At 62.0% G+C, this 13,329-nt stretch carries 13 protein-coding genes, 1 tRNA gene and 1 pseudogene; 10 read left to right on the top strand and 5 right to left on the bottom strand.

Annotation, left to right across the window (positions count from 1 at the left end):
- Positions 1-30 precede the first annotated feature (30 nt).
- The 9 genes and pseudogenes from DI624_RS16090 to DI624_RS04590 all read left to right on the top strand — a co-directional run.
- A pseudogene (locus DI624_RS16090) lies at positions 31-96 on the top strand (hypothetical protein); the annotation flags it as partial.
- Between the two features lie 233 nt (positions 97-329).
- Entirely contained in the window at positions 330-656 is a 327-nt protein-coding gene (locus DI624_RS04625; protein WP_291536311.1) for a hypothetical protein, read from the top strand.
- Positions 653-844: a hypothetical protein gene (locus tag DI624_RS04620; RefSeq protein WP_291536310.1), complete on the top strand. Its 192-nt coding sequence runs from the start codon at positions 653-655 to the stop codon at positions 842-844. The genes DI624_RS04625 and DI624_RS04620 overlap by 4 nt, the downstream gene beginning before the upstream one ends.
- On the top strand, positions 844-1,248 hold the full coding sequence (locus DI624_RS04615) for a hypothetical protein (protein ID WP_291536309.1): 405 nt from the start codon (positions 844-846) through the stop codon (positions 1,246-1,248). The genes DI624_RS04620 and DI624_RS04615 overlap by 1 nt, the downstream gene beginning before the upstream one ends.
- Positions 1,249-1,319: 71 nt before the next feature.
- Complete coding sequence (locus DI624_RS04610; RefSeq protein ID WP_291536308.1) at positions 1,320-4,493, top strand: DUF927 domain-containing protein; 3,174 nt, start codon at positions 1,320-1,322, stop codon at positions 4,491-4,493.
- Positions 4,494-5,050: 557 nt separating this feature from the next.
- Positions 5,051-6,127, top strand: a complete 1,077-nt coding sequence (locus tag DI624_RS04605) for a Shedu immune nuclease family protein (RefSeq protein WP_291536307.1) — start codon at positions 5,051-5,053, stop codon at positions 6,125-6,127.
- Positions 6,124-6,591, top strand: a complete 468-nt coding sequence (locus DI624_RS04600; RefSeq protein WP_291536306.1) for a hypothetical protein — start codon at positions 6,124-6,126, stop codon at positions 6,589-6,591. Before DI624_RS04605 ends, DI624_RS04600 begins: the two co-directional genes overlap by 4 nt.
- Before the next feature lie 2 nt (positions 6,592-6,593).
- A complete protein-coding gene (locus DI624_RS04595) occupies positions 6,594-7,454 on the top strand; it encodes a hypothetical protein (protein WP_291536305.1) in 861 nt (286 codons plus the stop codon).
- 209 nt (positions 7,455-7,663) lie between these two features.
- On the top strand, positions 7,664-8,245 hold the full coding sequence (locus tag DI624_RS04590) for a recombinase family protein (RefSeq protein WP_291536304.1): 582 nt from the start codon (positions 7,664-7,666) through the stop codon (positions 8,243-8,245).
- Positions 8,246-8,376: 131 nt separating this feature from the next.
- Here DI624_RS04590 and DI624_RS04585 read toward each other — a convergent pair whose 3' ends face one another.
- Complete coding sequence (locus tag DI624_RS04585) at positions 8,377-9,126, bottom strand: hypothetical protein (protein ID WP_291536303.1); 750 nt, start codon at positions 9,124-9,126, stop codon at positions 8,377-8,379.
- Between the two features lie 74 nt (positions 9,127-9,200).
- Here DI624_RS04585 and DI624_RS04580 point away from each other — a divergent pair, with 74 nt between their 5' ends.
- Positions 9,201-9,467 carry a helix-turn-helix transcriptional regulator gene (locus DI624_RS04580; RefSeq protein WP_291536302.1) on the top strand — a complete coding sequence of 89 codons (267 nt, stop codon included), beginning with the start codon at positions 9,201-9,203 and terminating at the stop codon, positions 9,465-9,467.
- A 236-nt stretch (positions 9,468-9,703) separates the two neighbouring features.
- Here the strand turns inward: DI624_RS04580 and DI624_RS04575 are convergent, their stop codons facing one another.
- The 4 genes from DI624_RS04575 to DI624_RS04560 all read right to left on the bottom strand — a co-directional run.
- Positions 9,704-11,560 (bottom strand): site-specific integrase, encoded by a 1,857-nt coding sequence (locus DI624_RS04575; RefSeq protein ID WP_291536301.1) that lies wholly within the window; start codon positions 11,558-11,560, stop codon positions 9,704-9,706.
- 100 nt (positions 11,561-11,660) lie between these two features.
- A tRNA-Val gene (locus DI624_RS04570) sits at positions 11,661-11,737 on the bottom strand.
- Positions 11,738-11,769: 32 nt separating this feature from the next.
- Positions 11,770-12,045 carry an HU family DNA-binding protein gene (locus DI624_RS04565; protein WP_150823961.1) on the bottom strand — a complete coding sequence of 92 codons (276 nt, stop codon included), beginning with the start codon at positions 12,043-12,045 and terminating at the stop codon, positions 11,770-11,772.
- A 101-nt stretch (positions 12,046-12,146) separates the two neighbouring features.
- Positions 12,147-13,329: S16 family serine protease (locus DI624_RS04560; protein WP_291536300.1), on the bottom strand; the 1,183-nt coding region annotated here is incomplete at its 5' end.

Here is a 13,329-nt window from a genome sequence, read left to right as displayed (position 1 = left end):
GGCATCCGTGTCGCGGCTCGGTGAAGCACGCGGGCGAACAATCGATCGGCTAGATACACGACACGGCTGTCCGATCTGATGATCGTGAACGCCTAGATCGGTAGGCCCAGCCTGATTCTGGACAGCCACCCATAGCGGGCGACTCACAGTTTTTAAGAAAGGTCAACCCTTTTTCTTGACATGGCTGCCTTTCGCAAGCATACAGGACCCATACTCGAGTTAATCCAGTGATGCCGGCGGGGCCGGTGTCGCCAATCTCGACCGATCAGGATGTCTCGTCGTTCTGACACTTCCCACTCCCATACAAATCGATCCTTGGAGCCAACAGGATGAGCGCACCCGCGCCCGCAATCTTTTACGCCGTCATGGCCGCCCTGGCGGTCGCCGCCAGCGGGGCCGGCCTCCGCATCGAGGCACTGACCGATGCCACCAACCGTGCCCTGCCTTACTTCCGCTTCACCAAAGCCGGTGAAGTCGAAACGCTGTCAGGTGAGGAGGTTGGAGACTGGCTGGATCGGCTGCGCACCGACCGGCCCTACTATTTCCACGCACCCACCAAAGAATTGGACGCCAAACCCGCGCGTCTCATCCACGGGAAGGTCGGGGATGGACAAGCCGCGACCCGTCTCGCCGCTTCGAACGGAGGCTCGGCATGATCGACTTGGTGCCCTTCGAGAAGTTCTCCTGGCGTCTGAACGGCCTGACGCGCCGCACAGTGGAGCGGATGTCCGCGAAAGGAAAGTTTCCAGCCTATCTGCGCTGGAGCGCTTATTCGGAACCGCTGTGGTCCCTGGCGGCGGTCGAGAACTGGATCGCTGAAAAACTGGCCCCGTTGGAAGCCTGATGACCCAGAAGGCTGCTCAATACGCCGCGCTTAGCGAAAACTTCCGAACTGCTGCTCTCCTTATGGCCGATGAGCGATGCTTCGACCATCCGCTCGGCGACTGGCCTGTGCATACGGCCATCGCTTCGCCGAGAAGATTTCAAGCCTTTGTCGATGGGATCGCCGAAGCAGCCCGTGAAACGAACCCGCAATGGTTCATCACCCGTGACGAAGGCAAAAACCGGATCACCACCGCGATCCTGGTTATGAAAGAAGCTCCTCCGACCGTCGCGATCCCCGTGCGCTTCACCCGTAAGGCCGTGAAGATCGACGGCACCATAATTCCCCTAACAGTGCCGCACGCCGGCGCGCTCATCCTTGACCTCGTCATCGACAAGGTCACGAACGCTCTGCTGAGCCTCTAGCCCACTACCCCTACAACCATCGTCTACAACATTATCGGCACTGAGACAGCGGTGTCGGAAAAGGCTCCCCCATGTCCAAAATCACGGTGCTGAACGGCTTCGACGAAGCCGATCCTCGGCTCAACATGCCCATCACCATCACCCGCGCCAACGGCGTCAACAGCACCCGCTGGAAGCCGATCGATACGACGCTGGGCGCCGCCATCCGTATGTTCACCGACCACAAGGAGATGGCCCACAAGAACGGGCACGCCGTTGTTTTGGGCGACTGTGTGGAAGGTCCGCGTCGCGCAACTGCCGTCAAATCGCTCAGTTTCCTCGCCCTAGACATCGACTCGGGAGTGGGTCGGGACGCCCTCGTGGAGCGCGTGATCGCATCCGGCCACATGGCGGTGATCCACACCACTCACAGTCACGGCTCCACCAGCCGGAAAGTGCTCTGCGATGCTCTGGTTCAATGGGCAATCGCGAACGGCCGCTCCGAAGAGATCACTGATGGCCTCGTCCAGGCCTACCTCGCGCGCTCAATGGTCGAGGAAGTGGCGACGACCGCACAGATCACCGCCAAGGCCGACGAAACCGCTGGCCCAACCCTGATCGTGAGCCACTCGCCGGTGTCGAAGTTCCGCGTGCTGTTCCCGTTCAAGGAGCGCTTCGTCCTTGCTGAACAGGGGGCGCTGCAACGTGACGGCATCAATGCATATCCGGCGCTTCCCCGCGCGATGTCAGAGATCTTGGCGGTGATGCACGATCGAGCGGCTGAAGACGTCGCTCGCGGCTTTTACCTGCCCTCCCACGCGCCGGGTGCGGCGTTCGAGTCCATCGTCGTCGGTGGCGATCTTCTCGACTGGCGCACGCTGCTGCCCTCCGGCCCGAACGGTGGCCTGCGCGCGACAAACAGCCCGACGACCACCGCTGGGAAGGTTCTGTCGTCCTGGGCGAAGGCCAAGGCTGAGGGCTTTCAAATGGCCGACGTGATCGAAGAGTTCGCCCCCGAACGGGTTCGCGATCGCATAGGCTTGGGGCTCGTCATCGAGTGCCCTCACGACCACCGCCATAGCAACCCCGGCGACGCTAACGATATGGCCTGTCTGGCCATGAATGCTGGGGACGGCTCCAAAACGTCGAGGTTCGCCATCCGCTGCCAGCATCATTCTTGCGCTGATCTCACCAGCCTCGACCACCTGGGGGCGATGATAGACGCGCAGTGGTTCCCCGCCGCCGTGCTGATGGATGACGACTTCAACGCCCTGATCGAGACCTCCGCACCGATGCCGCCTATCCCGCTGACCAGAGAGGCCTCCACCGAGATGGTGGAGACCGCGATCCGCAACATCCTGTGCACAGACCTCGGGGAACTGGAGAAGGCTCGTGCGCTGAAGGAGGCGCGGCAGCAGGCTCAGGTCGCCGCCGCCGACTTCAAGCTGATCGAGAAACGCGTCCGGAGGGAAATGACGCCCTCCGCCGAACCCGCCACGGCGCCGATCTCGGCAACCGAAGCGACCCGCTTGCAGGGGCAGTTTCCCCTCCCCTCGCCCTCGCACGGCGACTTCAGCATGAGGCAGTTCGATGGACGCCCGTGGGTCTACCTGGACCGGGGCGACGGCCCAGTGCGCTTGTGGACGCCGTGGACGATCGTGGCCGGCACCCAGCATGTGGATCAGGCTGGCAAGCGAGGCCTGAGGATCGCCGCGCTGGACGAGGATGGAAACACCTCGCAGTTCGACGTGTCGGCGAGGGACATCTTCAGCGCCTTCGGCGGCGAATTCCGCATGCGGCTCCGGGAAGCCGGCGTCGGGATGACGGAGGCCGGCGAAGCACAGTGCGTCCGGCTGGCCCGTGAGATCGCGCCGAGCAGCCCAATCGCCATCTTCGACCACGGCGGGTGGCGTGACGAAGGACTGTTCCTGAGCCCCTGGGGATCGACGCCGAAGGGCGTGAACCGTCCGGTCGAAATGGCCCATGAGTCCATGCCTTCCGGCGAGGAGCAGTGCGGCACCCTCGACGGCTGGACGGCCGCAACGGCGGCCGCTTGGGGAACCGACGTCCTTCAGTTTCGCGTCGCGCCTCTGATCAGCTTCGCCAGCGTTTTGGTGGACATGTGCGGTCAGGACAGCTTCTTCGTGGCGTGGAGCTCCCGGACGAGCCGTGGCAAGTCCACCTCGGCGAAACTGCAAGCTGCGGTCTGGGGAAGCACCAAGGCGCGTGCGGGCCTCTATGGCCCTCTGAACGGAACCGACAACGCCGTGGAGGCCAGGTTCGCCATGGGCACCGGCGCCGGCTACGCGTTCGACGAGACGAACCTCGTGGACGGTGGAAAGCTCCAACTCATGATCTACAAAGGCTCCGGCAACGCCGGCAACGACCGTCTGACGCGCTCCGCATCCTTGCGCAAAGCGAGGACATGGCGCGGGATGTATACGTTGACCGGCGAGCACGAGATCATGGGCAAAATCCGCTCGGCCGGGGTCGCCGCCACCACTGGTCTGGGCGCCCGCGTTGTCGAGATCGACTGCGAGGCGACGAGCCCGCTTCCCCGCGAGACGATGGACGGAATCGAGGCCGCCTTCCAAAACACCGGGCACGCCGGGCTCGCATTCGTGTCCAGCGTCATTGCGCAGGGCCTGAACAGGGAGCGGGATGAGTTCTGGCAGGATGTGGAGCACAAGGCCGTCGAGATCGCCGGTGACGGCGCGCCGCCCGCAGTGGTTCGGGCAGCCCGGATCGCCGCCCTTCTCTGGTTCGCCGGTAAGATCGCACAGACCGCCGGACTGATCCCCTCGGACAATGACCTCGGTCTCGGCCAGTCTCTGGACGAGACGATTGCCGAGTTCTGGCGTCGTGCGCAGGAGTCGTCGCTGACGCCAGCCAACTCCGAAGACGTCACCATCCAAACGCTGTTCGAGACCCTTCTGCGGGGCCGAGGTGGACGCGTCCCGGACGATGTCTCCGGTGGCTTCGGGAAGGCCGACGCATGGCGTCTGGATGCGCACCTGACCAAGTTCGGTGAGGATGCCTACGTCGTGCCTATGTCGTCGCTAAAAGAGCTCTCCGGCGGCGCGTTGAACCCCAAGGCGTTGGCGGGACAACTGCGTGCCCGTGGCCATCTCATCACCTACAGGCGGGCGGACGGCGAGGAGCGCACGGCGTTCGACTACGTGCCCGGCTTGGGCAAGGTCTCGTCGGTGGTGATCCGCGCCAGCGCGGTCGAGGGCGACGACGTGATGCTGCCGCTGGCGGCCTAATCTGCGTTTCTGCGTTTCTGCGAGTGAGAGTTAGGTCGAGAGTCTTAGGGCATTTTCTGAACTTTCAGATCCTCCTGAAAATCTTCTCTCGGCCGAAAATCTACCCCTGAACCCGCGCAGAAACGCAGAACGCAGAACCAGAGCTGGTTTAGGTCGCATTGCCGCGCCGGCTCAGGCTGCCGACTCCAACTGGCGTCCGGCGCGGAAAGGCCAGAGGCCCCCACGAGGGTCACCCAATCCGCTAGACTGCGATATTTAAGGTGGCGCTCGGGGCGACATTCAAAATGTCGCGTGCTCACGCAACGCATCCTCCGTGCGGAGGGGCAACTCGGGTATCGAGGCTGCGTCCTCACGCATCAACACCGATCCCAATCGATCGGTTAGACGAGACTAAAGACAGGCATCGGCACCAACGCGGCACGCCCCCCGCCCAAAACCTGACATGTCGAAGCTCAGCAATGGGTGGTTGGCGGACATCCGTGGCGGCGGACAAAACTCCACTGAGCGCACTTGAGTGACGCTAGCCAAGCCGAGGGTAACAGCGATACGCTACCGCCATGAGTGACGACGCGGAATACTTGGCAAACTACACCCCCGATCAACTGTATGTTCACCCCGGAGCCAAGGGTTCCTACGCGACGATCTGCGGGGAAAGCGAAGAGCCCATCGGCGAGATCGACGTAACGTCCCGCTGTAAATTGGCGGTCAAAGCGTTTTGGGTGAAGGACAAGTCCGACTTCGGCACCTTTGCGCTCATCAAGCTCACTCACCACAAAACCTATGGTTGGCGGGAGGATAGCCGGGTCCAAGTCACCCACTTCCAACTGGCGCAAATCCGCGATTTCTTGGGCATCATCGCCACCCTCGATTTCGGCGATGCGCGGAAGACAAAGGTGTCGCTGGAGAACGTGAGTCTCGCGGCGCTCACAAGTCTCCTGACCTCCAACAAGGCGGGAGAGGTAATCGCTCAGCTAGCGGAGTCACCTGACCTCCACCAGGACATCTACGCGGTGGCGGCAAAACGCGCGGCGCTGGACGAATTTGAGCGGCGAATGGGACAGGGGCAAACTGAGCTCGACTGGCAGGCGTTCTTCGAAGCCAATCCGTGGATTTTTGGGCACGGGCTCCACTACGTGGCGTTGGGCAAAGTGTCCGACACGCTGATGGCAAAGACCACAGGGAACGAGTTTGATCGCGCGGGGAAAACTGCCGATGCGCTGATGAGGACGCGAGCGCAAGTCAGCCAGTTCGTGTTTGTTGAGATCAAGAAGGACAGCACCGCCCTCCTTCGGCAGACAGCGGACCCCTACCGTCCCGGTTGCTATGGGGTAAGCAGCGAGGTGTCGAACGCTGTCACGCAAGTGCAGAAGACCACTTTCGACTTCGCCCGCCGCCGCTTTCGAGAAGTGCTAAAAGACACGGCGGGCAACGACACGGCGGACCTTGCTTACTCAGTGGAGCCCCGCAGTTTTCTAGTCGTTGGAAATTCCTCAGAGATGGCGGGTAATGACGATAAGATCGCCTGCTTCGAGCTCTATCGGCGCAACGTGCGCTCGCCAGAAATCCTCACGTTCGACGAACTGCTCTGTCGGGCACGGTTCATCGTCACAAACCTCAGTGGGCAAGCTGAATGACCACAGCGCAGATTATCCAGCTCGCTGTGCAAGCGATCCTCACGCTGGGTGGCGCTTGGCTTGCAGCGTCTCTGACGATGCGCCTCACGCTCAAGAGGTTCTTCCGCGAGCGCTCATGGGAGAAGAAAGCCGCCGCCTACACCGTAGTGTTCGAAGGTTTGCACGACATGCTGGATTGGCATGGCGAACACTTTGAAGCGGAAATCAGCGGACACGAATTGCCGGATGACCGCCAGGCGGTCTTAAAGGAGCGCTATCGGAAGGCGCGCGATGACGTGAGACGCAGCATTGCAGGTCAAGCATGGCTGCTTGATCCCCATGTCACAGATGAAATCGACGCGCTATGGCGAGAGCTGCACAAGCGCCGGAACAGCATGTTCGAGGAGTTGGACGAAGGCTATGGTGCCATCGCCAGCAGCCAGCAAAAGATCGTCGCCATCGCTAAACAGGATTTGGCGAGATAGCGATGTGGGACAAGCTCACGCACAAAGCCAATGAGATCAAGCCGCACCTTCCGGACGACTTCTCGCGCCTCGCTCTCGACCAGGCACTGGCTTCAGCGCAGACCCAAGGCCCCCTTCGCGGCAACTTCTTCGCCGTAGCTATGAGGGAGGTCACCTACATGACGCTCCACGCGTTTGCCCCAGACGAGCCTGTCATGGCGACGCCTGGCTTTGAGCTGGTGGATGGTCAAAACCGCCCCACTCAAGCGCAGAGGCTAGCTTACTGGGCTAGAGCAGGTTTGGACCCAACCTTTGTGGCTGAGCGGCTTCAAGTCGAGCTCGATCAGCCTGTTAAGACAGCGAAAGCAGCGCTGACTGAGCTCAGCAAGCGTGTGCACTTTCGAGAAACCACTCAGGTGGGCGAGGAGGCGGAAGTGGTGGCGCTTGTGGGCTCATCGTTCGACGCTTTCGCTGCGATGATTGACGCAGCCGAAGCCACCCGGAGCGAAGTGATCGAAGCGCTCGCAGAGGAGGTCAACGACGAAGCTCTGAACACCTTCATTTTTGATACCATCGACGCCATTGCCGAGATCGCCAGCCACTACTCCATCGAAAGCGTTTGGGTGGACCATGTGGCAGTTCACCAACAAGCGCCCGACCGTCTCCGCTTTGTGGTCGAGGGCTCTGTGTCGGTAGGTTTGCAGTGGGGATCAAACTCCGACGTGCGACGCGGTGACGGCCACCAGCAGGATGAGAACTTCAAGTTCGAGCTCCAGTTCACCGCGAACACCCTCACGCCAACGGACTTTGAAGACGTCATCCACCGGCTCGACCTTGGACTATGGGAACAAGACTACCTAGAGCCAGAACCAGAGCGGTGGTGATTTTAGGAAACATGGCAACCCGCTCGCGAAACCAAAACTCAAAGCGATGGGGTTGCGATCGACGGCTTTCCTCCGCCAGCGGGCATGCCACGCTGCGTATCGAAATCGGAGGATTCCGATACGGTCCTCAAGCCTGTATTGAAAATATGACTTGATATAAATTCGATACACCCCATATTTCGATGCGCGTCATCGATACAGGAGCGATCATGTCATCGCGCACATACGCCTACTGTCGTTGCAGTAAAGCGGACCAGAACACCGAAAACCAAGTCCTTGAGATCCGAAACGCGGGCTTCTCGATCGAGCCTCAGCGCGTGGTCCAGGAGACCGTGTCAGGCTCGGTCCCCGCCATTCAACGAAAGGGTTTCGTCAAGCTAATGGACAAGCTTGAGACTGGTGACGTGGTCGTGGTCACCAAGCTGGATCGCCTCGGCCGGAACGCAATGGACGTCCGGTCAACCGTCGAAACCTTCACTGCGATGAATGTCCGGGTGATCTGCCTCGCCCTTGGACAAGCTGATCTGACAAGCGCGGCCGGCAAGATGACGATGGGGGTCATCGCCGCTGTGGCAGAGTTTGAGCGTGACCTTCTCATTGAGAGAACGAGCGCGGGACTGAGCAGAGCAAAGGCAGAGGGGAAGACCCTAGGCCGCAAGCCCTCCCTCACAGAGGACCAGAAGGCCGAGATCCTGAATCAGCGTAAAGCGAACGTGTCCCTCGGCATCTTGGCGAAGCAATACGGCGTCAGCCGGTCAGCGATCCAACGGGTGGAGGCAGCCTCCCACTGACGCTGAAAAAATTTCGGGGGGGGGGACCCAAGCCCCCCGCCCCCATCCCTCGAAATCTCCGACTCCAGGCGCCTCGGTGAATCACTGAACTCTGCAAAATGTCTAAGCTCATCGCCCTAACGCGGCATCATTCAGTATCCCCCAGCCCGCAGGCGGCTCAGATAGATAGATGCTTGAGCTAGGTAGGCGCGAGCCCGGAACGGCGCCATCCGCGCGTCGGCATCCGCCACGATCTGGCCGAGCCGGACTTGTGTGAACTCCTGACCGGAAGCTTGAAAGCATAGGCCAAACAATTTGGTTTTGTCGTTCATCTGCGCTGGCGTGAAGCCGTCAAGCGCTGACGTGTTGCCTAGTATCATTGCCTCATACGCCAGCGCTCGCCCCGCCATGCAGTCCGGTTCATTGGCCTGCGCGATGGGGAAGACTATAGGTCTGTAAGCGTTGCTTTCGATGCGTTCTCGCGCTGGATCGAGCCACACACCACCGAGCGGATCGTTTGGAAGAAGAGCGCCGGTGATCGCTCGATAGCCGGGGCGGGCGCAGCCAACATCGCGCATCGCAGCCTCCCCCATGTTGAAAACTGCCGTGTCCCGGTCCACGCCATTCATGACGATCGTGAAGCCCGTCGTGCGATAGGCTGCATCAGACCGGAACCCGCAGTAGAGGATCGCGGAGTCGCCGAGGGCATAACCCCAGAGCCCGGAGATCGATGAACGTTCTCCACCTGTCTGGATATTGATGACCTGCTCGACCATCTGCCTCTGCGCCTCAGACGGGCGGGTAGCCAAAACTTCTCGGAGATTCGCTTGGGCGGAGGCTGGCGATGCAAGGGCGATGAAGGCGCCGATCGTCAGAATTGATGCCGATTTCGAGTGAGCCACCAAGCGCCTCCTGGATTTAATCTGTAGGCTATACCCCGTGGTTTAACGGAGGTTGAATCTGGCGCTTATTGCTCATGAATGGGCGCGCGCTGGTCGCATGGAATTTAAGGCGGCTTAGGACCGAGCGCGGCGTTTCGCAGGAACGTCTAGCTGCGGATGCAGGCGTTGATCGCGCATACGTCAGCGAACTTGAGCGTGAATTGGGTAACGCCAGCGTCGATATGCTCGACAAACTCGCTTCCGTGCTTGGGGTTGCGACCGGTGATTTCCTGACAGTTCCACCCGAGGGTCACGGCGCTATCAAGCCTCTGGCTGCCGGCAGAAAGCCCCGTCAAAGCTGACCGATACGCTGCGGCTGATAGGATAGCCCTTTGACGGCGCGACGGGTTGCAAACCTGATAGCGTCCAGCCGTCATCGGAGCTTTTGAACACTGAAAATGCTCGCCACCATTGGGTTCGCATTGGCCCGGCACTTCGGACACGCGCTGGATACGGCCAAGTCGGATCACTGATGTGCGGGTCAGATGGTAGGGCCGGCGAAGCCGGTGTGGAACAGAAGTTCTAGAGCCTAGCGACCTTACTTCTCCTGCGGCATTCCCGGTAACCTAAAGGCCCCGAAGCCGATCCGCTCCATCTCCCGAGCTAATTCGGGCACGCGTTCGCGATCACCGTAGCGGGCCGCCTCGCCCTTCGCCGCCCAGCCGCCGAGAGCGTCAACGAAGGAGTCAGCGATCCCCGCACGCCGCGCCGCATTTCTAAACCCGTGTCGGAACCCGTGCGCTGTCTTTGAAGGATCAACCAGCCCAATGCTGTCCAGGAACGCACCCCACCATTTTGAGGTGTAGTGTGAAGCGCTGCGCCCCTTCGTGATCCTGACGTCGAACAATAGGCCGTCCGCCGGCCTTGTCGCGACGTAGTCCAAAAACCCGGCGGCGATCAGGTCGCTATGAATCGGCAAATTCCGCTGACTGGGCGCGGTCTTCAACTTCTTGCCGTTGATCCGCCGGCCTGTCTCGTCGAACTCGGTGAGCACCAGATAGTGGACGTCTCCAATCTGGCGGTGGTCCCTCACCCGCGCCTGGCAGAGTTCACCCAACCGCGCGCCCGAATATGTCGCCAGGGCCGGCAGCCAGAACTTCCAGCCGTGCCGCTCCCGCTCGGGCTCTAGAGCACTGAAGATCAGGGTCAGTTCTTCGGCCGAGAAGTCCTCGCGCTTAACCGAGTCCTCTTTCGCTGGAATCAGCCCCTTGATCGGGTTCTCAGCGATGTATTTCTCATCGACCGACCAGTTCAGCACGGCGCTCAAGTTCACCAGGTAGGACCGGACCGTGTTTGGGGCCAAGCGCTTGACGACCTTGTCGGCTGCCTTGGCGTCGATCTCGTCGGCCTTCGCCGTCGCTTCCGCCAGCGTCAGCGCCGGCCACTTTTTACGCGCGCTCGCCGGCACCCGCTCCAGAAAGTTACGCACATCCCGGCAGTCGTCCCGCGTAACGGCTCGGATGGGCTTCGCCCCGCCCAGCGTTTCCTTCAGCGCCTGGAAGATGTGAGCGTAACGCCGGTCAACGGCCTCGCCACCGATTTCGCGCCTCTTTTCAATCTGGAACTTCTCAATGACCTCGGCGACCGTTCGGTCACCCTCACGCGGTTGATAAGCCTCAGGGGACGCTGCGACGGTCACCGACGACGGTAGGGCAGCCTGGGCATCCAATGCCTCCAGGAACGCCACAGCGCGGCTTCTAGCGGCCTCGTGGTGCTGCACGACCTCTAGCCAGGCCTGGACAAACTTGGGGCGAGCCACGGCGACTACCACCGCCGGCATCACCGAGATGAGACCACCGGCTCGTGCAGCCGCTTCCAGGGCGTCGTCAAAGCCGTCGATGTCGCGCCATCCCTCGAGGTCTCGCGCAGCCGGCTGGAGGCGTCCTAACAAGATCGCGGTGGCGTGCGGCGTAGCTCGCTCCCGCGACAGATCAGGCCGGTCTTCAAAGTAACGCCTCGCCCAGGCTTCAACGCCATGGCCGATCACAGGCGCTGTCTCCTGGATCATGGACATGTCAAGCGCGACGGACTGGCCAGGACCACCGACCAGGGCAGCCCAGCCGCCCCGCGTCATTGTTACCGGCGCGGATGGATTCGGCTGAAGGAGCCCGGCTGCTTCACTGCATTCTCGGCGGCGCCAGTTCTCAATGGCGGTGGTCACGTCTTCGATAGAGGCGTGCGGCCCTGCTCCCAGCGACCGTGCGTCTTCAAACTCCCGCCCCCACCGCTCCCAGATGCCCGCACCGACACGCTTAGCACTCGCGAAATCCGAGGTTCCCGTCGTCGATTGGAAGAACTTTCGGCCGAATCTATCGACCAAATCGAGAGGCACACGGCGCCTGATGTAAAAGACGTTGCCGCCCTTTTGTCTGAACAGCCCCTTGCCGATCGTCATCCCACTGCGCACCGATGTGTGTAGTCTGTGTGCAGCCCGCGTATCGAGAAAACCCCCGCGTTGCAAGGGTTTCCCGGTTTCAATGGATTGTAGAGGAAGGTGGTAGGCGGCGACGGGTTCGAACCGCCGACCCTCTCGGTGTAAACGAGATGCTCTGACCAGCTGAGCTAGCCGCCCTCAAAGCGAGACGGGCTTATGCCCTCCCCGTCTCAGCCGTTCAAGGCGCTTTTCAAGCCTTCGCCGGGGCGAAAGCGCGCGGTGCGCGAAGCAGGCCGCGCCACGGCGGCGCCGGTCTGCGGATTGCGGGCGACGCCCGCCTTGCGATCCACGGCGACGAAGCTGCCGAAGCCGATCAGCTTGACGTCGCGCCCCTGCGTCAGGGCTTCGGCGACCCCGTCGGTAAAGGCCTCCAGCGCGGATTTGGCCTGGTCGCGACTGATGTTCGCCGCCGCGGCCATGCGGCCGATCAGTTCTGCCTTGGTCATCCGTCCCCTCCAGACGAATCAGTAAAGGGCAGATCGGCGGTTGCGTCAAAAACCAAAACGCCGCCGGCTGCTCGCCGGCGGCGTGGTGGGTCAGGCGACGGTCAGTGGCTGACCGTGGCGGCCGGCCCGTCCAGGGGCGGAACGGGCGTCGGCAGCGGCTCGGCCGCCTCGTCCCACTCCACCGGAGTCAGGGTTCCGACAAGCGCCCATTTCAGCGCCTCGTCCGCCGTGGAGATCGGCACGATCTCCAGCGCCGACTTCACATTGTCGGGCACATCGGCCAGATCTTTCTCGTTCTCCTGCGGGATCAGCACGGTCTTGACGCCGGAGCGCAAGGCCGCGAGCAGTTTCTCCTTCAGGCCGCCGATGGCGGTGACGCGACCGCGCAGGGTGATCTCGCCGGTCATGGCGATGTCTTTCCTGATCGGAACGCCTGTCAGGACCGAGACCATGGCCACCGTCATGGCGACGCCGGCGGACGGGCCGTCCTTGGGCGTGGCGCCGTCCGGCACGTGGACGTGGATGTCGGTCTTCTCGAACACCGGCGGCTTGACGCCGAAGGCCAGGGCCCGCGACCGCACATAGGACGCCGCCGCCGAGATCGACTCCTTCATCACGTCCTTAAGATTGCCGGTCACGGTCATGCGGCCGCGACCGGGCATCTTGATCGCCTCGATGGTCAGGATGTCGCCGCCGAACTCGGTCCAGGCCAGGCCGGTGACGATCCCGACCTGATCCTCCTCGTCGGTCTCGCCATAGCGGAACTTCTTGACGCCCGCATAGTCGGCCAGCTTGGCTTCATCGACCGTGATAGTCTTGACGCCCGTCTTGGCCATCTCGCGCACGGCCTTGCGAGCCAGTCCGCCCAGGGCGCGCTCCAGCGACCGCACCCCGGCCTCGCGGGTGTAGTAGCGGATCAGGTCGCGGATCGTGTCGTCCGGCACGATCAGTTCGCCGTCCTTCAGACCATGGTCCTTGAGCTGCTTGGGAAGGACGTGGCGCTTGGCGATCTCGACCTTCTCGTCCTCGGTGTAGCCGGACACGCGGATGATCTCCATCCGGTCCATCAGCGGCTGCGGCATGTTCAGGCTGTTCGCGGTCGTCACGAACATGACCTGCGACAGGTCGTAGTCCACCTCCAGATAGTGGTCGCCGAAGGTCGAGTTCTGAGCCGGGTCCAGCACCTCCAGCAGGGCCGAGGACGGGTCGCCGCGCCAGTCGGCGCCCAGCTTGTCGATCTCGTCCAGCAGGACGAAGGCGTTGGTGGTCTTGGCCTTCTTCATC

Source organism: Brevundimonas sp., assembly GCF_003248455.1.
Lineage (GTDB): Bacteria > Pseudomonadota > Alphaproteobacteria > Caulobacterales > Caulobacteraceae > Brevundimonas.
The sequence above is the reverse complement of the archived record's forward strand: the minus strand, read 5'-3'. Positions and strand labels throughout refer to the sequence as shown.